Source organism: Sphingopyxis sp. (assembly GCF_035686825.1).
GTDB lineage: Bacteria > Pseudomonadota > Alphaproteobacteria > Sphingomonadales > Sphingomonadaceae > Sphingopyxis.
In genome coordinates this window covers 335,436-358,484 of record NZ_DASRYZ010000003.1, presented here as the reverse complement: position 1 = coordinate 358,484, position 23,049 = coordinate 335,436, and the positions used below count along the sequence as shown (strand labels likewise).

Below are 23,049 nucleotides of genomic sequence, written 5' to 3'. Positions count from 1 at the left end.
ACCCCTCGCAAAAGGCGCTTGCCATTTGTGCAACAATGCGCAAAATCATGCAAATGCTGAGCGGGAAGCTTACTCGCCGTCGGCAACGGAAGCCTCCGCAAAAGGAGGCGCCATGGGAAGGGGAGAGAGATGAGGCTCAAGGGATTCGCGAATTGTCGGAAGCGCATGCTACGGGGCGCTTCGCTGCCGGTGGTGACCGCCGGCCTGGTGATGGCGTCTCCGGCGCTGGCGCAGGATGCGCCGCCCGCCGACGACAGCGCGGCGGCGAGCGACGAGATCGTCGTCGTCGGCGTCCGCGCGGCGTTGCAGGACGCGCAGGACCGCAAGCGCGACGCGCTGACCGTCGTCGATTCGATCACCGCGACCGACATCGGCGCCTTCCCGGACAATTCGGTGGCGAGCGCGCTTCAGCGCGTTCCCGGCATCACCGTTTCGCGGCTGCAGTCGACCGACGACAGCACCCACCCCTCGGGCGAGCCCGCCGGCGTGCTGATCCGCGGCCTCACCTTCGTGCGCACCGAGATCAACGGCCGCGACAGTTTTTCGGCCGACAGCTATCGCGGGCTCAACTTCAACGACATCTCGCCCGAACTGATGTCGCGCGTCGATGCCTATAAGAACCAGACCGCCGACATGATCGAGGGCGGCATCGCCGGCACCGTCGACCTGCGCACGCGCCTGCCGCTCGACGAGAAGGGGCTGGTCGTCGCGGCGAATGCGAAAGCGACCTATGGCGACCGGTCGGACAAATGGAACGGCGAATTTTCGGTGCTGGTCAGCAAGACCTTCGACACCGACATCGGCCGCTTCGGGCTGATGGCCGACTATGCGCGCAGCCATCTCGTCACGCGGACCGAAAGCGTGATCATGGACAAGATCCGCACCTATTGCTCGGCGGGCGCGGTCGACGCCGAAGGCAACGGGATCGTCAACCCCGATGGCAGCGTCGCCTGCACCGCGAACCCCTTCGGCGGGACCGGCTGGGCCTATCTTCCCGACGGCATCCGCTATTCGCAGGTCGATTACGACCGCACGCGCGAGGGGATCGCGCTCGCGGGACAATATGAAAGCCCGACGGGCGACGTCCGCGCGACGGTGCAGTTCATCAAATCCTCCTACGACAATGCGTGGCTCGAAAATGTCTCGCACGCGAAGCTCGAGGGCACCTATTACGGCACGCCGGCGTTCAACCCCGTCGGATCGTCGATCCTCCGCACGCCGACGGGCAATGCGGGCTTCACCTTCGGCCCCGACGGCATGCTGCGCTCGGCGACGCTCAGCCAGGGCTATGGCAGCTGGCGCGGTAGCTTCGGCAGCGAAGCCGAAATGATCGACACCGGCTCGGCGGTGCCCGGGCTGCCCTTCGTCAACTATTGCGGCCCAGGCTCGGCTTGCGCGGTTCCCGACCGCAACGGCCTCTATTTCGAGAATGAGGCGCGCAATTTCGACCATCGCGAAAGCACGCGCGACCTGTCGGCGAACATCCAGTGGGATGTGACCGACCGGTTCAAGCTGAATTTCGATGCGCAATGGATCAAGGCCAAGACGACGAATGACGATATCCTCGTCGCGACCGCATCGGCCGCCGATTACGAATATAGCGTCAACAAGGACGGCACCCCGAACATCAAGCTGCTGCCCGGCACCAACATCAACTATGCCGACGGCGGCCTCGCCAATCCGCACAATTACTGGATGCCCTTCATCCAGGCGCATCTCGAGGATAATGACGCCGAGGAACTCGCGCTCAAGGCCGACGCCGAATATGATTTCGACGGCAATGACTGGATCGATTCGCTGAAGGTCGGCGTCCGCTATGCCGACCGCAACCAGAATGTCCGCTATTCGACCTTCAACTGGACGCCGATCGCGCAGCCGTGGAACTGCAACGGGCCGGGATTCAACGTCGATAACACCTCGGCGGCGCCCTATCCCGCGGGCTGCGGCGCGCGTCCGGGTTTCAACGGCTATGGCGAGGGGCTGTTCGAACCGGTCAGCCTCGGCGGCGGCTTCTATAACGGCGGCGTCTATGACAATGGCGAACTCGTCTATCTGAGCCGCGATGCGCTGCGCGACCGCGACCGGCTCGTCGAAGGATTGCGCGGCTCGAACGTCAGCCCGCCGATCCTGCCCGGCTGGACGCCGATCTGCGACCGTGCCGAGGCGACGGTCGGTTGCTTCACCCCGTCGGAGGTGATGGAGGTCACCGAAAAGACCAAGGCGGCCTACGCGATGCTGGGCTTTGGCGGCGACAATGCGATGCTCGGCGGGATGAACGTCCGCGGCAATATCGGCGTGCGCGTCGTGCGCACCGACATCGACAGCGTCGGCAATGTCGGCTTCCCGCAATCGTCGATCTTCACCCCGGTGCTCAACCGGCCATGCGGGACGCCGCTGCCGCCGGGCGACGTCGTCAATCCGGCCTGTTTCCTGACGCCCGAGATACTGGCTTTTGCCAATGGCGCGGCCGTGCCGAACAATCTGAAGGCCGACTACACGACGGTCCTGCCCAGCTTCAACGTTCGCTTGGGGCTCGACGACAATAATTTCATCCGCTTCGCCTATTCGCGGGCGATGGCGCGGCCCGATTTCGGTCTGCTCCGGAATTTCGTCGCGATCCAGACGCCGTCGTTCGATGCGAGCGCCGACAGCCCGAACATCGTCCGCGACGGTGCGGGCAACATCACCGGCTATAACTTCACCTTCCGCGCCGAATCGGGCTTTGCCGGACTGAAGCCGATCCTTGCCGACCAGTTCGACCTCACCTTCGAACATTATGCCGGCAGCACCTCGTTCCACGCCGACATTTTCTACAAAAAGCTGCGCAACACCGTGGCTTACGGCGAATTCGAGCGCCTTTTCACCAACAACGGGTCCGAACAGACGGTGCTGATGCGCGGGCCGCGTAACGTGAAGGACGGCGGCGAGCTCTATGGCTTCGAAACGGGTTTCCAGACCTTCTTCGACTTCCTGCCCGGCCTGCTCAGCGGCCTCGGCGCGCAGGCGAACTACACCCACGTCCGGCAGAGCGGGATCAGCAATTCGAACCTGGTGACGCAGGGCGCGCTCGACGGCGGCGGCACCGGCGGCTTCGGTGCCGGGCTCGACGTGTCGGGCGGCCGCGGTGTGGTGATGGATTCGCACCGTCTCGCCGGCATTTCGAAGCACACCTTCAACCTTGTCGGCCTCTATGAAAAGGGACCGGTCGCCTTCCGCGTCGCGTATAATTGGCGCTCGCGCTTCCTGACCAACAATCTCGACTGCTGCATCGGCCTGCCGGTGTTCCAGAAATCGGTCGGCTTCCTCGACGCGTCGCTCCGCATCTCGCCGACGCCGTGGCTCGAGCTGTCGGTCGAGGGCCAGAATCTGCTCAATACGACGACGGTCTATCAGCAGCAGATCTTCGGCGACACGCCGCTGACCCCGGGGGCGAAGCCCGTCTATCGCGATGCCAACTGGGGCCGCGTCGACCGGCGCTTCCAGTTCGGCGCGCGCGTGAAGTTCTGATAGCCCGGCGGAAGCGCGGCCGCTCGTTCGGGCGGCCGCGCTTCCGGCCGGTTCTGCGGGAGCGACGGAACGGCATGGCGGAACCCTATCGCATCGTAATCCTCGGCGGCGGCACCGCGGGCTGGATGTGCGCATCGGGCCTTGCGGGCCTGCTCGCGGCGGCCGATTACGACATCACATTGATCGAGAGCGACGAGATCGGCACCGTCGGCGTCGGCGAAGCGACGCTGCCGCACATCAAGAGCTTCAACGACATGCTCGGTATCGACGAGGCCGAGTTCATGCGCGCGACCCGCGGCACCATCAAGCTCGGCATCGAGTTCGCCGACTGGCTGCGTCCGGGTGCGCGCTATATCCACCCCTTCGGCACCTTCGGCGATCGCTGGGCGAGTGCCGATTTCCAGCACCATTGGGCGCGCGCGCGGCTCGCGGGGACCGACAACCGCTCGCTCCAGGATTATAGCTTCGCGGTCGCCGCGGCGCGCGCCAACGGCTTCGAGCATCCGAACACCGATCCCAAATCGATCCGCTCGACCTACAGCTATGCCTATCATTTCGACGCCGGGCTCTACGCCGCATACTTGCGTGCATGGGCGACGGCGCGCGGCATCCGGCGTCTGGAGGGCAAGGTGGTCGATGTAAGGCGCGACGCGCAAAGCGGCGACGTCGAACGCCTGACATTGGCCTCGGGGGCCGAGGTTGCGGGCGATCTCTTCATCGACTGCTCGGGCTTTCGCTCGCTCCTCCTCGGCCAGACCATGGGCGTGCCGTGGCTCGACTGGAGCGCGTGGCTTCCCTGCGACCGCGCGCTGGCGGTGCCGTGCGCGAGCGTCGAACCGCTCACCCCCTATACGCGCGCGACCGCGCAGCGTGGCGGCTGGACGTGGCGCATCCCGCTCCAGCACCGGATCGGCAACGGCTATGTCTTTTCCAGCACCTTCTGCGGCGAGGAGGAGGCGCGGCGGACGCTGCTCGGCGCGCTCGATGGCGAGGCGCTCGACGAGCCGCGCCTGCTGCGCTTTCAGGCCGGGCGTCGCGCGGCGGGTTGGGCGGGCAATGTCGTCGCGGTGGGGCTCGCGAGCGGCTTTCTCGAACCGCTCGAATCGACGAGCATCTTCCTGATTCAAGCCGCGACGACCGACCTCGCCGCGCTGATGCCGCGCTGCGGCGAGCGCGCCGACCCGCGCATGGTGCGCGAGTTCAACCGCCTCTTCGAAATCCACCACGACCGCATCCGCGATTTCCTCGTGTTTCACTACACCGCCAACGAGCGCATCGGCGAACCGCTGTGGGACCATGTGCGGACGATGCCGCTGCCCGACAGCCTCGCGCACAAGCTCGCGCTGTTCCGCGAAAGCGCGGTCGCGCCCGATTACAAGCTTGGCCTTTTCTCGCGCGACAGCTGGCTGTCGGTGCTCGAGGGGCAGGGCGTTCTGCCGTCGGCGGCGAGTCCGCTAACCCATCGCTTGCCGGCGGCGGATCTGCAGGCGCGGCTCGACGATCTGGCGGAACGGATCGCGGTCAACGCCGCCGACATGACGCCGCATGCCGATTTCATCGCGGGCTATTGCGCGGCGGGGACCGCGATCCGGCCCGCGGCGAGCGTGGCATGAGCGGCGCGCGCGACATCACGCTGGTCGGCCGCGACGCGCCGCTGTGGCTCGCGGCGGCGGCGCTGCGGCGCGCTCTCGCGCCCGCGGGCGTTACGGTGCGCGCGGTCGAACTGCCGGCGGAGGCGGGCACGGCGGACCTGTACGCCACCTTGCCCGCGATCGAGGCGCTGCACGCCCAGATCGGGATCGACGAGGCGGCGTTGCTGCGCGGCGCGCGCGGCGCCTTCACGCTCGGGCAGAATTTCGTCGACGCGAGCGGTGCGGGGCGGCCGTCCTTCCTCCACAGCTATGGCGCCTATGGCACGGGCATCAACGGCGGCGATTTCTTCCCGCACTGGGTCAAGGCGCGCCATTACGGCCTCGGCGTCGGGCTCGACGATTTCTCGCTGACCGCGAGCGCGGCGCTCGGCGGGCGGCTGTTCTTCCCCGACACCGACAGCGAAGTCTATGGCCGCAGCGACTATGGCTATCATCTGCCCGCCGCCGCTTACGCCAAAAGCCTGAAGGCGATCGCGCGGCATCTCGGCGTCGAGCTTTTCGAAGCCGCGAGCGTCGCGGTCGAGCGCGGCGGCGAGGGGGTCGCGGCGCTGCGCCTCGACGACGGACGGCGGGTCGAAAGCGCTTTGTTCGCCGACCTGACGTGCGAACGCCTGTTGTCCAGCGGCCCTTTCGAGGCGTGGGACACTCCCGGCGACCGGGTGCTGAGCGCGGTCGCGCCGCGCCCCGCCGCGCTTCCCGCCTATGCCGAGATTCGCGCGAGCGCGGGCGGGTGGACCGGCCTGTTCCCCAGCCTGACGCATATCCACATCGAACATGTCTTTTCGCACGCATCGACGACCGATGAAGCGGCGCTGAGAGCGGCGCAAAGTATCGCCGGGCTGTCGCTCGACGCGGTGACGATCCGCCCGTTCGCGGCGGGCGTCGCGGCGGAGCCATGGACGGACAATGTTATCGCTCTCGGCGATGCGGCGTGCGTCTTCGATCCCGCCCACGGCTTCGCGCTACACGCCCTGCAACTCTGCATCGTCCATCTGCTCGCCGCCTATCCCGCCGACGGCGCCGGCTATGCCGCACGGCGCGCCGAATATAATCGCGTCCTGCGCTCGCATTTCGCCCGCGTCGCCGAATTCCAGGCGGCGCATCATGCGCTTCAGCGCTATTCGGGCGCTTTCTGGGACAGCGCGCGCGCGCTGCCGATGCCTGACGAACTCGCGCACCGCATCGATCTCTTCACCGCACGCGGCGAACTTCCGCCGCTGGAGGATGAAAGCCTGCCGCCCGACAGCTGGCGCGCGTTGCTCGTCGGGCACGGGATTCTCCCCCAAAGCTGGCGCCCCGCCGCCGACCGGCTTCCCCCCGACGAAGTGAAGGCGCATTTCCGCAAGATGCTCGGCTTTGTGCGCGAAGCGGTGCTGCGCCAGCCGACGCACGACGCCTGTCTCGCGCGCATCCTGCAGCCCGCGCATGGTTGAACCCGCGCGCCTCGATCGCAGCCGGCCGCCGCATTCGCCGCTCGACGGCTTGCCGCGTATCGCGGCGCGCGGCGCGCCCGCACCCGCCGACTTCGCCGCGCTCGTCGCGGCCGGAATGCCTGTCGTCGTCAAGGGGTTGTTCGACGACTGGGTCGCGCTGGCGGCCGGGCGCCATTCGCCCGGCCGCCTTAACGCCTATCTGGCGGGCATGGATCGCGGGTCGCCCGTGCCGGTGATGGAGGCGCCCGCGCGGGCGCGCGGTCGCTTTGCCTATCGCACCGACCTGCGCGAATTCACCTTCAACAAACGGCAGGCGCCGCTGCGGGCCACGCTGGCGCGGATCGAGGCGCTGACCGGGCAGGAAAATGCGCCGACGCTCGCGATCCAGATGCTGCCGCTCGCCGACGCGCTGCCCGATTTCGTCCGCCAGAACCCGATGCCGCTGCTCCCCGCCGATGTCGGTCCGAAACTGTGGCTCGGCGGCGCGGTGAAGACGCAGACGCACAACGACCGCGACCATAATCTCGCCTGCGTGATCGCGGGGCGTCGGCGTTTCGTTTTGTTCCCGCCCGAACAGGTCGCGAACCTCTATATCGGGCCGCTCGACAATCCGCCGCCGCTGTCGCTCGTCGATCCGGAGGACCCCGATTTCGACCGTTTTCCGCACTTCCGAGACGCGCTCGCCGCCGCGCGCGTCGCGACGCTCGATCCCGGCGATGCGATCTTCATCCCCCGCTACTGGTGGCACCATGTCGCCTCGCTCGATCCCTATAATGCGATGGTCAATTATTGGTGGGGCGATGCGGCGACGGGCGTCGAAAAGCCGAACAATGTCTTTCTCGCGGCGCTGCTCGCGCTCAGGGACCTGCCGCCCGGGGAACGCGCTTACTGGCGCGCAATGTTCGACACCCATGTGTTCGGCGATCCCGCGCTGTCGGCGGCGCATATTCCGGCGGCGCTGCGCGGCGCGCTCGGCGCGATGCGCCCTGAGGCGCGCGCGTCGTTGCGGCGGCAGTTGACGGCGGCTTTCCGGACATAACGACCTTCCCCCCAGCATGAGAGACACTATGATCCTGAAGACGCTTCCCCTGTTCGGCCTCTCGATGCTCGCGATGGCTTCGCCCGCCGCGGCGCGCGAATGTGCGCAGTCCCCCGGCAAGATACTCGAGCTGTGCGTTTCGGTCGAAAATGGCGAGGCGCTTTATCGGGTGACGCGCGGCGACGTGACGGTCATCGCGCCGTCGCGCCTCGGGCTGCGCTTCGCGGGCGAGGCCGATCCGCGCTTCGCGGGCCTCGGCAGCGCCAGGCGAAGCTCGGTCGATACGACATGGGAGCAGCCGTGGGGCGAACAACGCCTGATCCGCGACCGTCACAACCAGCTGTCGGTAACGCTCGCGGGCGACACGCCGCTCAGCAAGGCGGTCGGCGTGACCTTCCGCCTCTTCGACGACGGTTTCGGATTCCGCTACGATTATGCCGCGATCCCCGCCGGGCAGGCGGTGTCGGTGGTCGCCGACCACAGCCAGTTCCGCACCGCCGACGCCTATCAGGCCTGGTGGTATGAGGGGCTCGGGCAGGAACGCGACGAATATCTCTATAAACAGACCGACGCGCGGCGCGTCACGCTCGCCGAAACCCCGCTGACGCTGAAGGGCGACAACGGCCTCTATCTGAGCTTCCACGAAGCCGCGCTCGTCGACTTTCCCTCGATGCTGCTGCAAGGCGACGGCGTGGGCACCTATAGCGCGTGGCTGATGCCCTGGCCCGACGGCGTGCTCGCGAAAAAGACGGGGCCGTTCACGACGCCGTGGCGCACGGTGCTCGTCGGCGAAACGCCCGGCGCGCTCGCCGACAGCCGGATCACGCTCAACCTCAATGAGCCGAGCCAGGTTCCGGGCATCGGCCAATGGTTCAAGCCCGGCAAATATGTCGGCATCTGGTGGGAAATGCACCTCGAGAAGTCGACCTGGGGCAGCGGCCCCAAGCACGGCGCGAACACCCCGAATGTGAAGCGATACATCGACTTTGCCGCCCAATATGGCTTCGACGGCGTGCTGGTCGAGGGGTGGAATAAGGGTTGGGACGGCGACTGGATCGCTAATGGCGACAAGTTCAGCTTCACCCGCGCCTATCCCGATTTCGACCTTGCGGAGATCACCCGCTACGGCAAGGCGAAGGGGGTCAAGCTGATCGGCCACCACGAAACCGGCGGCGGGGTCGAAAATTATGCGCGGCAGCTGGATGCCGCGCTGAAACTCTACGCCGACCATGGCGTGTCGTTGATCAAGACCGGCTATGTCCGCCACAGCGGGACGATCAAGGATGGGGCTGGCGGAATGCAATGGTTCGCGGGCCAATATATGGTGCGCCACCACCTCGACGTCGTGAAGCGCGCCGCCGAGCATCGCATCGCGATCAACACCCACGAGCCGGTGAAGGACACCGGGCTGCGCCGCACCTGGCCCAATTGGGTGAGCCGCGAGGGCGCGCGCGGGCAGGAATTCAACGCCTGGGGCGATCCCACCAATCCGCCCGAACATATGACGATCCTGCCCTTCACGCGGATGCTCGGCGGGCCGATGGACTATACCCCCGGCATCTTCGACATCGCGCGCGGCGGCATCGAGCTGACGCGGCGCGTGCAATCGACGCTCGCGACCCAACTCGCCGAATATATCGTCATCTATTCGCCGATCCAGATGGCCGCCGACCTCCCCGAAAATTACGAGGCGCGGATGGACGCCTTCCAATTCATCCGCGACGTCCCCGCCGACTGGGAGCAGTCAAGGACGCTGCAGGGCGCGATCGGCGACTATGTCGTCGTCGCGCGACAGCAGCGCGGCCAAGGTGACTGGTATCTGGGCGCGATCGGCGACGAAGAGGCGCGCGAATTGCGGCAGCCGCTGGCCTTCCTCGCGCCGGGCGCGCGGTATGAGGCGCGGATCTACGCCGACGGCCCCGGCGCCGACTATCGCAGCAATCCCGGCGCGCTGACGATCGAGAAGCGCATGGTCACCAGCGCCGACACGCTGACCTTGCGCCTCGCGCCCGGCGGCGGCACGGCGATCCGGTTTCGGCTTGTCGAATAAGGAGCGATCCTTCTTCCTTGCCCCGTCATCCCGGCGAAGGCCGGGATCTCGCCGGTGCGTCAAGCCGGGACGATGAGATCCCGGCCTTCGTCGGAATGACGAAGAAGAGACGGAGCGTCCAAGGGGATCGTGCCCCACTGGGTCAGGACCCTAGAAGGGAAAGAAGAAACGGATCGCCAGAATCGCCACCACGCAGGTGATGAGATTGAGCGGCAGGCCGATGCGCACGAAGTCGAGATAGCGATAGCCGCCCATCTGATAGACGATGACATTGGTCTGATAGCCGAAGGGGGTGGCGAAGGCGGCGCTCGCCGCCATCATCACCGCGACGAGAAAGGGCCGCGGGCTGACGCCGAGACTGTCGGCGAGCGCCACCGCGACCGGGGTGATGAGCACCGCCACCGTCGCGTTGGACAAAAGCTCGGTCAGGATCATCGTCAAAAGATAGAGGATGATGAGCGCGATCAGCGGGTTGAGGCCGTGGACGCTGGCTATGAGCAGCTCGGACGCTTCGGCCGCGAGCCCGCTCTGCTCCATCGCGATGCCGATCACGACCATGCCGGCGATCAGGATCAGGATTTCGGGCCTGAGGCCGCTATAGGCCTCGTCGGCGCTGATCACGCGCAGCAGGATCAGCAAGACCGCGCCCGCGAAGGCGGTCGCCGCGATCGGCGCGACGCCGGCCGTCGCGAGCGCCACCGCCGCGACGAAGGTCGCGAGCGCGATCGCGGCCTTGAGCGGCTGGAGCGGCCGTTTCACCTCGAACAGCCGGGCATCGCCGATCTGCGCATTGCCGATATGCGCCGGATCGATCTCGGCCGGCGCGCCCTCGCGCTCCTCGGCTTCGTGGCGCCCGCCGAGCAGCCGGCCGCTCACCAGAAAGAGGTAGAGCCCACCGGCGAGCGCCATCGGCAAGCCGACGGGCGTGATCTCGAAAATGCCGAAGCGCGGCTGCCCCGCGACGCTCGCCATATCGTCGACGAGCAGGTTGGTCGACGTCCCGATCAGGGTGCAGCAGCCGGTGAGGATGGTGACATAGGACAGCGGGATCAGGAAACGCTTGGGCGACAGGCCGAGCGAGGTCGCGACGTCGCGGATCACCGGCGCGCCGAGCACGACGATCGGCGTCGAGTTGAGAAAGCAGGATACCGAGCCGATCATCGACAGCAGCAGCCAGATGCCGGCGGTGCCGAGCCGCCGGCACATCGCGACCGCCGATGCGATCGCGCGGTCGAGCAGCCCCGAGAGTTCGAGCGCATAGGCGATGACGAACAGCGACGCGAGCGCGATGATCGCCGGGCTGGCGAAGGCGCTCTGCACCTCGACCGGCCGCACGACCCCCGTCATCAACAGAACCGCCGCACCGGTCAGCGCGACGACGTCGGCGCGCACCTTGTCCCAGATGAGCGCCGCGACCACCGCGGCGAGGACGAGCAGGGTCAGAATCTGGTCGACCGACATCGCGTCTGCGTCAGGCGGCATCGCTCGCAAGTCAATGTCCGGTGGCAAAAAAATCCGCGTGGGGTCTGGAGGATGCGCGCGGATTTGCTATCGAGGGGCATGCAGGAACCCAGCGTCAGAACCAGCCGGCTCGCCATCGCCGGCGGACTCGCCGCAATTCTCGTGGTCGGCGGCGGCGGCTTCTTTCTCGGCCGAACCACCGCACCGGCGCCTCCGGCGCCCGCGCCCGTCGCCGTTCCGGCGCCCGCTCCGGCGCCCGTCCCCGAAACGCCCAAGAACCTCGAACGCGGCGATCTTATCGCGCTGGCGCAGCGCGCCGCGGATGCCTTCGCGTCGGGAGAGGCGATGCCGAAGGCGGTCGCCGACGCGGCCGGGCGGCCGTTCGAACTGCTGCTGCCGTTCGGATGCGGGGGGGCGAGCGAGGCGGGAGCGAGCCTGCCGATGCAATGGCGCTATGACGAAGCCGAGGGGACGCTGCGCGTCTCGGTCCAGCCGATGATGTGGAGCAACGCCGACTGGAATCTCGAAGACCGGGCGGACACCGGCGCCGCCGAAGGCTTCTGGATCACGCGGCCATGGTCGAGCAGCACCGTCTGTCCGGCGCGCGCTGGGCAGGCCTTCCCGCGCGGCGTCGAACCGCTCACTCTACCCGGCCAGACACTCGCCATCGCTCAATTCTTCGGGGGCGAGGGCGATCGCGACGGCCGCCGCAACGGGCGGCCGTTCGAAACCGTGACGCGGGTCGCCGCCGAAAAATTCGATGGTTCGCGGGGGTTTCGCTTGCGTATCTCGGGCCGGCTCGAAGCCGTTGCCGGGAATGCGCCGGTCCGCTGCGTCCAGCCCGCCGGTGCCGAACAGCGGCCGATCTGCGTCATCGGCGCCCGGATCGACACCGTCCGGCTCGAAAACCCGACGAGCGAGGATGTTCTCGCGACATGGACGATCGGACGTTCGGCCCAATAATATTTCTGGCGCGACCGGCCGCGCCTGGCCGGGACGCCGGATGGGCAACAGGCGGCCGGCGCACGGATTTCTCCATGTGCCGGGTCATGCCATGACTCTGAAAATCCTTGTTTTCAAGGAAAGATGGTGCGGTCGAGAAGACTCGAACTTCCACGGCCTTTCGGCCACAACGACCTCAACGTTGCGCGTCTACCAGTTCCGCCACGACCGCACATCATGATGGTCCGGATCGGGTCCGGCACCAGGTAGGAGCGGGCGCCTAGCAAAGCTTTGGGGGCGATGCAAGCGAGCTTCGCCGCTTTTATTTTTGCGGGTGCGAACCAGCGCACCCCCGCGCGGCCGTCGCTGTCACCAAATCGACTCCAAAGAGTCATCCAACTGTCATGGCTCTGGCGTCAGACCGTCATCGAATCACCCTAGTGGCGGCGTCACCGGGGGCGAGTCAGCAATTCTTCTTCTCGCCCGCGGCGTGTTTTTCATCAGGGGCGCGCAGGCGCACACCGGGACGGAGATTTTCATGGCGGCTTTCGCACGCATTCGTTTGGTCATGCTCAGCGGCGTGGCCTGTTCCATTCTTGCGGCGTGCGGCGCCGACGGCGTCGCGTCGCCGGGCGAAGGCGTGATCGTCATTCCGACCCCGACCCCGACGCCCACTCCGACCCCGACGCCGACCCCCACGCCGACCGGCGTGACGCCCGCCGACGCCTGCCCGACGATCAACGGCGCCGAGCAGTTCGCCGATCTCGGCACCATCTCGGGTCCGCAGGGCACCTGGCGCAACTGCGGCTTCCCCGCGAAGTTCAACTCCACGACCGCGATCCCCAAGGTCGATGGCGTGATCTATTCGCTGCCCGGCCGCGTCGATGTCGGCACCGACAAGGGTCCGGATCCCGATGCCCCGACCTCGGCGGCGCCCGAAGTCACGCTGACGATCGATCCGGGTGTCACCATCTTCGCCTCGACCGGCACGGCTTTCCTCGCCGTGAACCGCGGCAACAAGATCGACGCCGTCGGCACGCCGACCCAGCCGATCGTCTTCACCGGCCGCGGCAACGTCGTCGGCTCGGCGACCGACAACACCTCGCAGCTGTGGGGCGGGGTCGTCCTGCTCGGCCGCGCGCCGATCACCGATTGCGACGCGGCGGGCGCGGTTCCCGGCACCAACGACTGCGAACGCGACACCGAAGGCACGTCGAACGCGCTGTACGGCGGTGAACTCACCACCGACAATTCGGGCCGGATGAGCTATGTCCAGATCCGCTATTCGGGCTTTAACCTGTCGCCCGACAGCGAATTGCAGGGACTGACCCCGTCGGGCGTCGGCTCGCTGACCCAGTTCGACCATATCCAGATCCACAACAGCTCGGACGACGGCATGGAAGTCTTCGGCGGCCGTCCGAACTTCAAGCACATGATCGTGACCGGCGCCGAGGACGACAGCTTCGACACCGACGTCGGCTACAAGGGCAATATCCAATATGCGATCGCGGTCCAGCGCGCCGGCGGCGCGGTCGGCGACTCGATCATGGAAATCGACTCCGACGGCGACGAGAACGCGGTGCCGCGCCAGGAAGTGAATATCTCGAACTTCACCTTCATCCACCGCAACGCCGCGGCGGGCAACGGCGCCGCGATCCGCATCCGCGGCGGCGCCGACTACACCTTCGCCAACGGCCTGATCACCACTGGCGCATCGTGCATCCGCGTCGACAGCGCGACGACGGTCCAGCCCGCCGACCCGGCGCTCGACGAAAACGGCCCGCCGGTGTTCCAGTCGGTGTCGATGCAGTGCAACGATCGTCCGTTCCGCGGCTCGAACGGTCCCGACGACGCCGCGGTCCGTGCGATCTTCGAACTCGGCACGAACAACAGCTCGACCTACACGCCTAGCCTGACCAGCGTGTTCGTCAACGGCGCGACCGAAACCGCGCTGACGCCGTTCGATGCCAAGACGCTGGCGAGCTTTTTCGACACGACGGCCTATGTCGGCGCCGTCGCCGACGCCAACGACACCTGGTACGCGGGCTGGACCTGCAATTCCGCCACGGCGTCGTTCGGCGACACCAGCGGCAACTGCACCGACATCCCCGTAAGCTGACGCGCCGACGTCCGATACCGGGGCGGGGCGCACCACCGGCGCGCCCCGCCCCCATTTCCATCTGCCATTAGGGCCCATCTCCATTAGGGGTAATCCAACATGACCAAGCGGTCGCTATTCGCCAGCTTCCTGCTCCTTTCGTCGGCGCTGGTGTCGCCCGCGGCGCTCGCCCAGACGGCCGAGCCCGATCCCGCGCCCGCCGAGACGCCGCCCGCCGACCCGGCTGACGATGGCGCGGCCGGCGAAGAAGAGGTCGATGTGTCGATCCCCGGCGGCGCCGACGCCGAAATCGTCGTCACCGGCCGCTATACCCCCAATGTCGTCCGCGCGACGCCCGAGGTCGTGTCGGTCCTTTCCTCGGCCGACATCGCGCGCACCGGCGAAGGCGATATTTCGGGCTCGCTGCAGCGCGTGACCGGCCTGTCGGTCGTCGGCGGCGGCTTCGTTTATGTCCGCGGCCTCGGCGACCGTTACTCGCTCGCGCTCCTCAACGGCTCGCCGCTGCCCAGCCCCGAACCCTTGAAGCGCGTCGTCCCGCTCGACATCTTCCCCACCAACGTCATCGATTCGACGCTGGTGCAGAAAAGCTATTCGGCGAACTTCCCCGGCGAATTCGGCGGCGGCGTGATCAACCTCACGACCAAGGCGATCCCGCGCGAAAGCTTCCTGACCTTCTCGGGCGGCATCGGCTGGGACAGCGAGACGACGAACGAGCTCGGCTATACCTATTATGGCAGCGACACCGACTGGACCGGCTTCGACGACGGCACGCGCGACGTCCCGCCGCTGCTCAAGGCCGCCTTCGCCAGCGGCAAGCCGATCCTCGAGGGCGCCGATTTCAGCCTCGACGACCTCAAGGCGATCCAGATGGAGCTCGTCAATTCGGAGACGAGCCTGCTTCAGCAGAACGACCACATCCCGGTCAACTGGTCGGCGGGCATCACCGGCGGCACCACGATCCAGCTCCCCGACGGCGAGCTCGGCATCATCGCCACCGCGGGGATCAGCAACAAGTGGCGCACGCGCGATACGCTTCAGCAGACTTCGCTCGAAACCGATCTGTCGGGCGAGCCGCAGACCAATTTCAACCGCGTCGTCACCGACAACCGCATCGTCGTCAACGGCCTGCTCGGTTTCGGGCTCGAGCTTGGCGATCACAAGTTCCGCTGGACCAACCTCTATATCCGCGACACGCTGAAACAGGCGCGCCTCGGCCTCGGCACCAACCGCAACCAGTCCGACCGCGACATCATGCAGCAGGACACCGCCTGGTACGAACGCCAGCTGATCAACAGCCAGCTCGTCGCCGAATTCGATTTCGACCGCATCCAGCTCGACCTGCGCGGCGGCTATGCCAATTCGCAGCGCGAGGCGCCCTATGAGCGCAGCTTCACCTACGTGCGCACCAACCTGCCGACCGATATCGATCCGGTCGGCGACAAATTCGTCAACGACCTCACCGGCGGCCGCGGTTCGGCGAGCATTTCCTTTTCGGACCTGAACGAGGATCTCTGGTCGGGCGGCGTCGACCTGTCCTATGAACTGGCGCCGCGGATCACCGCGACGGTCGGTTATGCCTATAGCGACACGCACCGCACCTCGGTGCGCCGCGACTTCCTGTTCCGCGCGCAGAATCTGCCGATCGAGGTTCAGCAATTGCGCCCCGACTATCTGCTCTCCGACGCCTCGATCCAGCTTTATGACATCCGGCTGCTCGAAACCTCGGCGCAGGACGGCGCCGCGGCGTTCGACGCCAATCTGACCACCCACGCCGGTTACGCACAGCTGCAGGCCGAGATCGTGCCCGGCGTCAACATCAACGCCGGCGTGCGTTATGAAGACGCCAAGCAGACCGTCGTTCCGGTCGACCTGTTCAACACCGGCTCGTCGGTGTTCGTCCAGACCAACCTCAACAACGACTATTGGCTGCCGGCGGTGACGCTGACCTGGGAAATGGCGCCCGACATGCAGCTCCGCCTCAACGGGTCGAAGACGATCGCGCGACCGCAGTTCCGCGAACTGGTCGCGCAGGTCTATCTCGATCCCGAATCGAACCGCCTCTATCGCGGCAACCCCTCGCTGGCCGACAGCGAGCTGTGGAACGCCGAGCTGCGCTACGAATGGTATTTCGATCGCGATCAGCGGTTCACGGTCGCGGGCTTCTACAAATCGATCGACAACCCGATCGAGGCCTATACCTCGGCGTCGGACAATCAGGTCAGCACCAGCTACGCCAATGCGCCCAAGGCGACGCTTTATGGCGCCGAGGTCGAGGTGCAGAAATATTTCCCGCTCGATACGCTGTCGGACGCGCCCTTCTGGCAGAGCCGCCGGCTCGTCCTGATCGGCAACTACACCTATACCCAGTCGGACATTCAGGTCGGCGAGGACGATGTCACCTTCGTCAACGGCGTCGAGCGTCCGGCCGACATCTTCTTCTTCGACGGCTCGCCGCTGACCGGCCAGTCGGACCATCTGGTCAACTTCCAGATCGGGCTCGAGGATCAGGACCGGCTGTCGCAGCAGACTTTGCTTCTGACCTATGCCAGCCCGCGCGTCACCAGCCGCGGTCCGTCGGGCCAGCCCGACCTCAAGGAAAAGCCGGGCATCCAGCTCGACTTCGTCGCGCGGCAGGGCATTAACCTCTTGAACAAGGAAATCGAGCTGAAGTTCGAGGCGCGCAACCTCACGGGGCGCAAATATGAAGAGCTCCAGACCTCGGGCGACAACAAGATCTATTTCAACCGCTACAAGCTCGGCCGCACCTTCTCGCTCAGCGCGTCGATCAAGTTTTGAGGCATAAAATCCTCCCTGCCGCGAAGCGGTGGGGAGGGGGACCGCCGCGAAGCGGTGGTGGAGGGGCTCGGGCGCGGCGCCGCGGCCCCTCTGTCAGCCCTGCGGGCTGCCACTTCCCCACCGCTTCGCGGCCGGGAGGATCATTACCCCGCCCACCGCAGCGGACTCGCCCGGCTGACAAAAAACTGTAATCTTCCCGTCAACTGATTGTCACCAATCGCCCCTAGGCGATTCGTCATGCAGCCTTTCAGTTGGGGGACAGGGAAGAAACCATGGCAACGCTGATGTCCGGATCGGCCGTTCGGCTGCCGCGCGCGCTGCCTTCGTGGCTCCGCGTCCGCAGGCGGAACCCGCGCGAAATTGGGCCGCACCTGCTCGTCGGCCTGCTCGGCGCGCTCCTGATCTGGCAAGGCGTCCGCCTGTTCTGGACATTGCTCACGCCGCTGTCGCCGCTCGGCGCGTGGCAGCCGCAAACCGCCGTCATCGCGTCGCCCGCCGAACGGCGTGCGCTCTTCACCAGCCTCGATCCCTTTTTCCGCGGCAATATCCAGGGCCCGGCCACCGCCACCGTGACCTCGGCGGGGCTCACCCTCTTCGGGATCAACCTCAACGAAGCGACGGGCGGCGGGTCGGCAATCATCGCGGGCGAAGACGGGGTGCAGACGAGCTATGCCGTCGGCGACGAGATCGCGCCGGGACTGAAGCTCGCCGGCGTCGCGTTCGACCATGTGTTGCTCGATCGCGGCGGCGCGCGCGAAAGCCTGTTTCTCGACCAGAGCGGCGAGGCGCCGGTTGCGGCGCCGGGAACCGCGCTGCCGGCGCCGACGCCCGAAATCGGCGCAGCGCCCTCGGCCACCAGCGGCGAAATGACCCCCGCGGCGATCAAGGCGGGTGTCGCCTTTGCGCCGCGTGCCGAAGAGGGCCGCATCACCGGCATCGTCGTTCAGCCTCAGGGCGACGGCGCCACCTTCCGCGCCGCGGGCCTCCGCCCCGGCGACGTCATCCGCTCGGTCAGCGGCCGCCCGATCACCTCGGCGAGCGACGTCGCGGCGCTCGCCAATCAACTGGCCCCGGGCGCGCGTATCGCGCTCGAGGTCGAACGCGGCGCCAGCGTCGTTCCCGTCGCCATCTTCCTTTCAAAGCAATAGGTTTATGCGTTTCAAACTTTCTCTCATGCTTGCAGCCGCGCTGATCTCTGCGACGCCTGCACAAGCCCAATATACGCTGAACGTGCGCGACGCGGACATTCGCGCCTTCATCCAGGATGCGGCGCGGATCACCGGGCGCACCTTCGTCATCGACGGCCGCGTCAACGGCAAGGTGTCGGTCGTCACCGACCGGCCGCTCTCGCGCAGCGAATATTTCGAGATTTTCCTTGCGACCTTGCGCTCGAACGGCCTCGTCGCGGTGCCGGGGCCGAACGGCAGCTATCGCATACAGCCGATCGACGGCGCCGCGTCGCAGCCCGGCCGCATCGGTAGCGCGCGCGCGGCGCAGAACCAGTTCGTCACCGAAATCATCCGCCTCAAGCATATCGACGCGGTGGCGGCGGTCGAAACGCTGCGTCCGCTCGTCAGCCCGCAGGGCTCGCTCACCGCGAACCGCAACGCCAACAGCCTCGTCGTCGCCGACTTCGCCGACAATATCCGCCGCATCCGGTCGCTCGCCGCCAGCATCGACCGCGACAGCTCGACCAGCCAGATCGTCACGCTGAAAAACGCCGGCGCGCGCGAAATCGCCGCCGCGCTCGCCGCGCTTGTCCCCGCGGCGGGGGAGGGCGCGCGCGCGCCGCTCGCGATCGTGCCGATCGACAGCAGCAACGCGATCGCTCTCAGGGGCGACCAGGCGCTCGTCGCGCGCTTCGTCGCGATGGCGAACGATCTCGATGCGAAGGCGGCGGGCGGCACCGAACTGCGCGTCTACTGGCTCGAACACGCCAATGCCGAAACCCTGCTGCCGACGCTCCAGCAACTGATCGGCGGCGGCAGCGACCCGGCGCAGAAGGCGGGCCTGCCGCCGGCATCGTCCTCGACCTCTTCCTCGAACGGCGGCAGCGCACCCGCGCCCGCCGCCGCCGCGCCCGCCTCGACCTCGACCGGCGCGGGGGGCAGCGGCAGCATCTCGACGCGCGGTCCCGCCATCGTCACGCGCTACGAAGGCGCGAACGCGATCATCGTCGCGGCGAACAGCGAAGTGCAGCGGATGCTCGGCGAGCTGATCCGCCAGCTCGACAGCCGGCGGCAACAGGTGCTCGTCGAGGCGATCGTCGTCGAGATCGGCGACGATGCCGCGAAGCGCCTTGGCGTCCAGTTCCTCTTGGGCGGCAAGAATATCCCGTTCGTCGCGACGAGCTACAGCAATGCGCAACCGAACATCCTGACGCTGGGCGGCGCCTATGCCGCGACCAAGCTCACCGAGGACAAGACGACGGTCGACGGCGAAACCGTCGTCACCCAGACGAGCAGCGCGCTCGGCAACAGCCTGCAGGAAGCCGCCGCCGCATCGCTGCTCGGCGCGAGCGGCGGTTTCGCCGGGTTCGCGGGCGACATCGGCAAGAATACGGTCTTCGGCGCGATCATCAACGCTGTGAAATCGGACACGACGTCGAACCTGCTCGCGACCCCGCATATCGTCACGCTCGACAATCAGGCGGCGAAATTCCTCGTCGGGCAGGAGGTGCCGATCACGACGGGCGAGGCGCTCAGCGACAATTTCGACGAAGCCTTCCGCACCGTCCAGCGCGAAGAGGTCGGCATCAAGCTCGACGTCACGCCGCAGGTCAACGGCGCGGGCGAGGTCAAGCTCTTCCTTCGCCAGGAAGTGTCGAGCGTCGCGGGGCCGGTGTCGTCGCGCAACAGCGACCTCATCATCAACAAGCGCGCGTTCGAAACCGTGCTCACCGTCGACGACGGCGAGATACTCGCGATCGGCGGGCTGCTCAACGACGACGAGCGCAAGACGATCGAGCGCATCCCGCTCCTCAGCGATATTCCGCTGATCGGCGAATTGTTCAAGTCGCGCAGCCGGACGCGGTCGAAGACCAATTTGATGGTCTTCATCCGCCCGACGATCCTCAAGAGCCGCGAAGACAATGCCGCGCTCACCGCGCGCCGCTACGGCTATATCCGCGACTTCCAGCTCCAGCGGAATCCCGATGTCGAACCCGCGATCGACACGCTGGTGCGCGACTATATGGGGACGACCCCGCCGTCGCCGCCGACACCGGCCGACGTGACGGTCGGCCCGGTCAACCTGCCCGAACTGCGCCGCCCCGACGGCAGCGTGGTGACGACCGATGTTCCGCCCTCGACGTCCGAGGCGCCCGCCCCGCCTGCCGGAGACTATCCGTGACCGACATCGAACCGGCGGCGCCTCCCCCGGCGCCGGTTGATATTCCTTATGGTTTCGCGCGCACGCACGGCGTCGTCATCGCGCCGGGCGAAAACGGCGTGTGGCTCGCGACTTTGCGCGAGGGCAGCGATCCCGCCGTGCTGATCGAGGTCAAACGCTATCTCGCGCAGCCGCTCCGCGTCGCGACCGCCGACGTCGCCGATTTCGACCGGCTGCTCTCCGATCATTATGCGGTCGACAGCTCGGCCGCCGCGATGGCGGGCTCGCTCGACGGCAGCGACCTCGACCTCGGCATCCCGAGCGCCGAGGATCTGCTCGACAGCGCCGACGATGCCCCCGCGATCCGCCTGATCAACGCGATCATCGCCGAAGCCGTCCGCCAGGGCGTCAGCGACATTCATATCGAGCCCTATGAAAGCGGGCTCGTCGTGCGGATGCGCGCCGACGGCGTGCTGCGCGAGCATCTGCGCATGCCTCCTCATGTGGCTCCGGTCGTCGTCAGCCGCATCAAGGTGATGGCGCGCCTCGACATCGCCGAGCGCCGCGTGCCGCAGGACGGCCGTATCGGGCTGACGCTTGCGGGCAAGGCGGTCGACGTCCGCGTTTCGACCTTGCCGAGCCGCGCCGGCGAGCGGGTGGTGATGCGTATTCTCGACAAGGATACGGCGGGGATCGACTTCGATGTGCTCGGCCTGTCGGGCGAAGCCGACCGCATATTGCGCGAGGCGCTTGCCGAACCCAATGGCATCATCCTCGTCACCGGCCCGACCGGATCGGGCAAGACGACGACGCTCTATGCCGCCTTGAAGCAGCTCAACGACGGCCAGCGCAATATCCTGACCGTCGAGGATCCGGTCGAATATGCCGTCGACGGGGTCGGGCAGACGCAGGTGAATGCCAAGGTCGGGCTCGATTTCGCCGCGGGCTTGCGCGCGATCCTGCGCCAGGATCCCGATGTCGTGATGGTCGGCGAAATCCGCGACCGCGAGACCGCCGACATCGCCGTGCAGGCCTCGCTCACCGGCCACCTCGTCCTCTCGACCGTCCACACCAATGATGCCGTCGGCGCGATAACGAGACTTAAGGATTTGAAAGTAGAGCCTTTTCTTCTGGCCTCGACCCTCCGCGCCGTTCTTGCTCAACGACTTGTGCGCAAACTTTGTGAAAATTGCCGCGAACCCGTCCAGGCCGACAACAGTGTCGCCGCGATGCTCGGCCTCGACATCGGCACCGTGATCTGGCGCCCCAAAGGCTGCGAGGCGTGCGGCGGCACCGGCTTCAAGGGGCGCATCGGCGTGTTCGAGGCGATCAAGGTCGACGAGACGGTGCGCCGCTATATCTACGCCGGCGGCGACGAGGCGATGATCGCCAAGCACGCCTTCCTCAAATCGCCGACGCTCGCTTCGGCGGCGCGGTCGATGGTCGCTAAGGGGCTGACGACCGCCGAGGAAGCGATCCGCATCGCGCGGCGCGAGGATGTCGATGCCTGATTATCGCTATGTGGCGATCGATCCCCAGGGCCGCGAGCGCAAGGGACGGCTGACCGCCGCGAACGACGAGGCCGCGCGCGCCGACCTCATTCGCCGCAAATTCCATATCGTCGCGGTCGAAGCCGCAGGAGCGAAGGCCGCCGGCCGCTCGCTGCTCGCATTTCGCAAGACCAGGCTGAGCAGCAAAGAACTGGCGCTTTTCACCCGCCAACTCGCGACGCTCGCCGAGGTCGCGCCGCTCGAAGAGGCGCTGCGCACATTGACGCGTCAGAGCGAGGCCGAAAGCGCGCGCGCGATCATCGGCGACGTCCACGCCGGCCTGCTCGAAGGCCGCCGCCTCGCCGACGCGATGGGCCGCCAGCCGACGAGCTTTCCGCCGCTTTATCGCGCGATGGTCGCGGCGGGCGAGACGACGGGCAGCCTCACCACGATCCTCGCGCGCCTCGCCGACCTGCTCGAACGCCAGGCCGAAGTGCGCGGCAAGCTGATCGCCGCGCTCGCCTATCCGATCGTGCTCGCGGTCGTCGCGATCGGGGTCGTCGCCGCGCTGATGATCTTCGTCGTCCCGCGCGTCGTCGAGCAGTTTACCGACACCGGCCAGCAACTGCCTTTCCTGACCCGCGCGGTGATCGCCATTTCGAGCTTCGCCGCGAACTGGTGGTGGCTGATCGCGCTGCTGATCGCCGCCGCCGCGTTCGGCTGGGTCACGGCGCTGCGCCGCCCGGCGTTCAAGGCCGCGGTCGATGCCCGCCTTCTCCGCCTGCCGCTTTTGGGGCGCCTGCTCCGCGATCTTTACGCGGCACGCTTCGCGCGGACGCTGTCGACCATGGTGTCGAGCCGTCTGCCGCTCGTCGAAGGGCTCAAGCTGACGGTGCCGACGATCCGCAATGCCGCGCTCGCCGGCGCGACCGCCAATATCGTCGATCAGGTGCGCGCCGGCGGCGGCCTGTCGGCCGCGCTCCGCGACGCCGGCGTCTTTCCGCCGCTGCTCGTCTATATGACCGCGAGCGGCGAAAGCGCCGGGCGGCTCGAGGTGATGCTCGAACGCGCGGCCGATTATCTCGAACGCGAATTCGACCGCTTCACGGCGGCGTCGATGGCGCTTCTCGAACCTGTCATAATTGTCGTTATGGGGTCGTGCGTGGCCCTGATCATCCTCGCCATTCTGCTGCCGATCCTTCAGTTGCAGAATCTAGCCGGACTATGAAA

Annotated in this window: 13 protein-coding genes and 1 tRNA gene; 12 read left to right on the top strand and 2 right to left on the bottom strand. The window is 67.0% G+C overall.

Features of this window, described 5'->3' with window-relative positions:
* The first annotated feature begins 165 nt into the window (after window positions 1–165).
* The 5 genes from VFG17_RS06320 to VFG17_RS06300 all read left to right on the top strand — a co-directional run bounded on the left by VFG17_RS06320 (window position 166) and on the right by VFG17_RS06300 (window position 9,681).
* On the top strand, window positions 166–3,507 hold the full coding sequence (locus VFG17_RS06320; RefSeq protein WP_325028606.1) for a TonB-dependent receptor: 3,342 nt from the start codon (window positions 166–168) through the stop codon (window positions 3,505–3,507).
* Window positions 3,508–3,581: 74 nt separating this feature from the next.
* Window positions 3,582–5,120 carry a tryptophan halogenase family protein gene (locus tag VFG17_RS06315; protein WP_325028605.1) on the top strand — a complete coding sequence of 513 codons (1,539 nt, stop codon included), beginning with the start codon at window positions 3,582–3,584 and terminating at the stop codon, window positions 5,118–5,120.
* Window positions 5,117–6,592, top strand: coding sequence for a tryptophan 7-halogenase (locus VFG17_RS06310; RefSeq protein ID WP_325028604.1), 1,476 nt, complete (start codon window positions 5,117–5,119; stop codon window positions 6,590–6,592). The genes VFG17_RS06315 and VFG17_RS06310 overlap by 4 nt, the downstream gene beginning before the upstream one ends.
* Window positions 6,585–7,631 carry a cupin-like domain-containing protein gene (locus VFG17_RS06305; RefSeq protein ID WP_325028603.1) on the top strand — a complete coding sequence of 349 codons (1,047 nt, stop codon included), beginning with the start codon at window positions 6,585–6,587 and terminating at the stop codon, window positions 7,629–7,631. Before VFG17_RS06310 ends, VFG17_RS06305 begins: the two co-directional genes overlap by 8 nt.
* Before the next feature lie 28 nt (window positions 7,632–7,659).
* Window positions 7,660–9,681, top strand: coding sequence for a glycoside hydrolase family 97 protein (locus tag VFG17_RS06300; RefSeq protein ID WP_325028602.1), 2,022 nt, complete (start codon window positions 7,660–7,662; stop codon window positions 9,679–9,681).
* Between the two features lie 150 nt (window positions 9,682–9,831).
* Here VFG17_RS06300 and VFG17_RS06295 read toward each other — a convergent pair whose 3' ends face one another.
* Window positions 9,832–11,142: an SLC13 family permease gene (locus tag VFG17_RS06295; protein ID WP_414712939.1), complete on the bottom strand. Its 1,311-nt coding sequence runs from the start codon at window positions 11,140–11,142 to the stop codon at window positions 9,832–9,834.
* Between the two features lie 99 nt (window positions 11,143–11,241).
* Between VFG17_RS06295 and VFG17_RS06290 the strand changes: the two genes are divergently transcribed.
* Window positions 11,242–12,105 carry a hypothetical protein gene (locus tag VFG17_RS06290; RefSeq protein ID WP_325028600.1) on the top strand — a complete coding sequence of 288 codons (864 nt, stop codon included), beginning with the start codon at window positions 11,242–11,244 and terminating at the stop codon, window positions 12,103–12,105.
* A gap of 124 nt (window positions 12,106–12,229) precedes the next feature.
* On the opposite strand, the gene VFG17_RS06285 is transcribed toward VFG17_RS06290, so the two are convergent.
* Window positions 12,230–12,316, bottom strand: a tRNA-Leu gene (locus VFG17_RS06285).
* Window positions 12,317–12,622: 306 nt separating this feature from the next.
* Here VFG17_RS06285 and VFG17_RS06280 point away from each other — a divergent pair.
* The 6 genes from VFG17_RS06280 (at window position 12,623) to gspF (ending at window position 23,047) form a co-directional block, all read left to right on the top strand.
* On the top strand, window positions 12,623–14,203 hold the full coding sequence (locus tag VFG17_RS06280) for a hypothetical protein (RefSeq protein WP_325028599.1): 1,581 nt from the start codon (window positions 12,623–12,625) through the stop codon (window positions 14,201–14,203).
* A gap of 99 nt (window positions 14,204–14,302) precedes the next feature.
* A complete protein-coding gene (locus VFG17_RS06275) occupies window positions 14,303–16,999 on the top strand; it encodes a TonB-dependent receptor domain-containing protein (protein ID WP_325028598.1) in 2,697 nt (898 codons plus the stop codon).
* Window positions 17,000–17,271: 272 nt separating this feature from the next.
* Window positions 17,272–18,147: a type II secretion system protein N gene (locus VFG17_RS06270; RefSeq protein ID WP_325028597.1), complete on the top strand. Its 876-nt coding sequence runs from the start codon at window positions 17,272–17,274 to the stop codon at window positions 18,145–18,147.
* Between the two features lie 4 nt (window positions 18,148–18,151).
* Entirely contained in the window at window positions 18,152–20,350 is a 2,199-nt protein-coding gene (gene gspD / locus VFG17_RS06265) for a type II secretion system secretin GspD (RefSeq protein WP_325028596.1), read from the top strand.
* Window positions 20,347–21,840 carry a GspE/PulE family protein gene (locus tag VFG17_RS06260; protein WP_325028595.1) on the top strand — a complete coding sequence of 498 codons (1,494 nt, stop codon included), beginning with the start codon at window positions 20,347–20,349 and terminating at the stop codon, window positions 21,838–21,840. Before gspD ends, VFG17_RS06260 begins: the two co-directional genes overlap by 4 nt.
* The gene (gene gspF, locus VFG17_RS06255) at window positions 21,833–23,047 is read left to right on the top strand and encodes a type II secretion system inner membrane protein GspF (protein WP_325028594.1); all 1,215 of its coding nucleotides are present in this window, start codon (window positions 21,833–21,835) and stop codon (window positions 23,045–23,047) included. The genes VFG17_RS06260 and gspF overlap by 8 nt, the downstream gene beginning before the upstream one ends.
* Window positions 23,048–23,049: the final 2 nt, after the last annotated feature.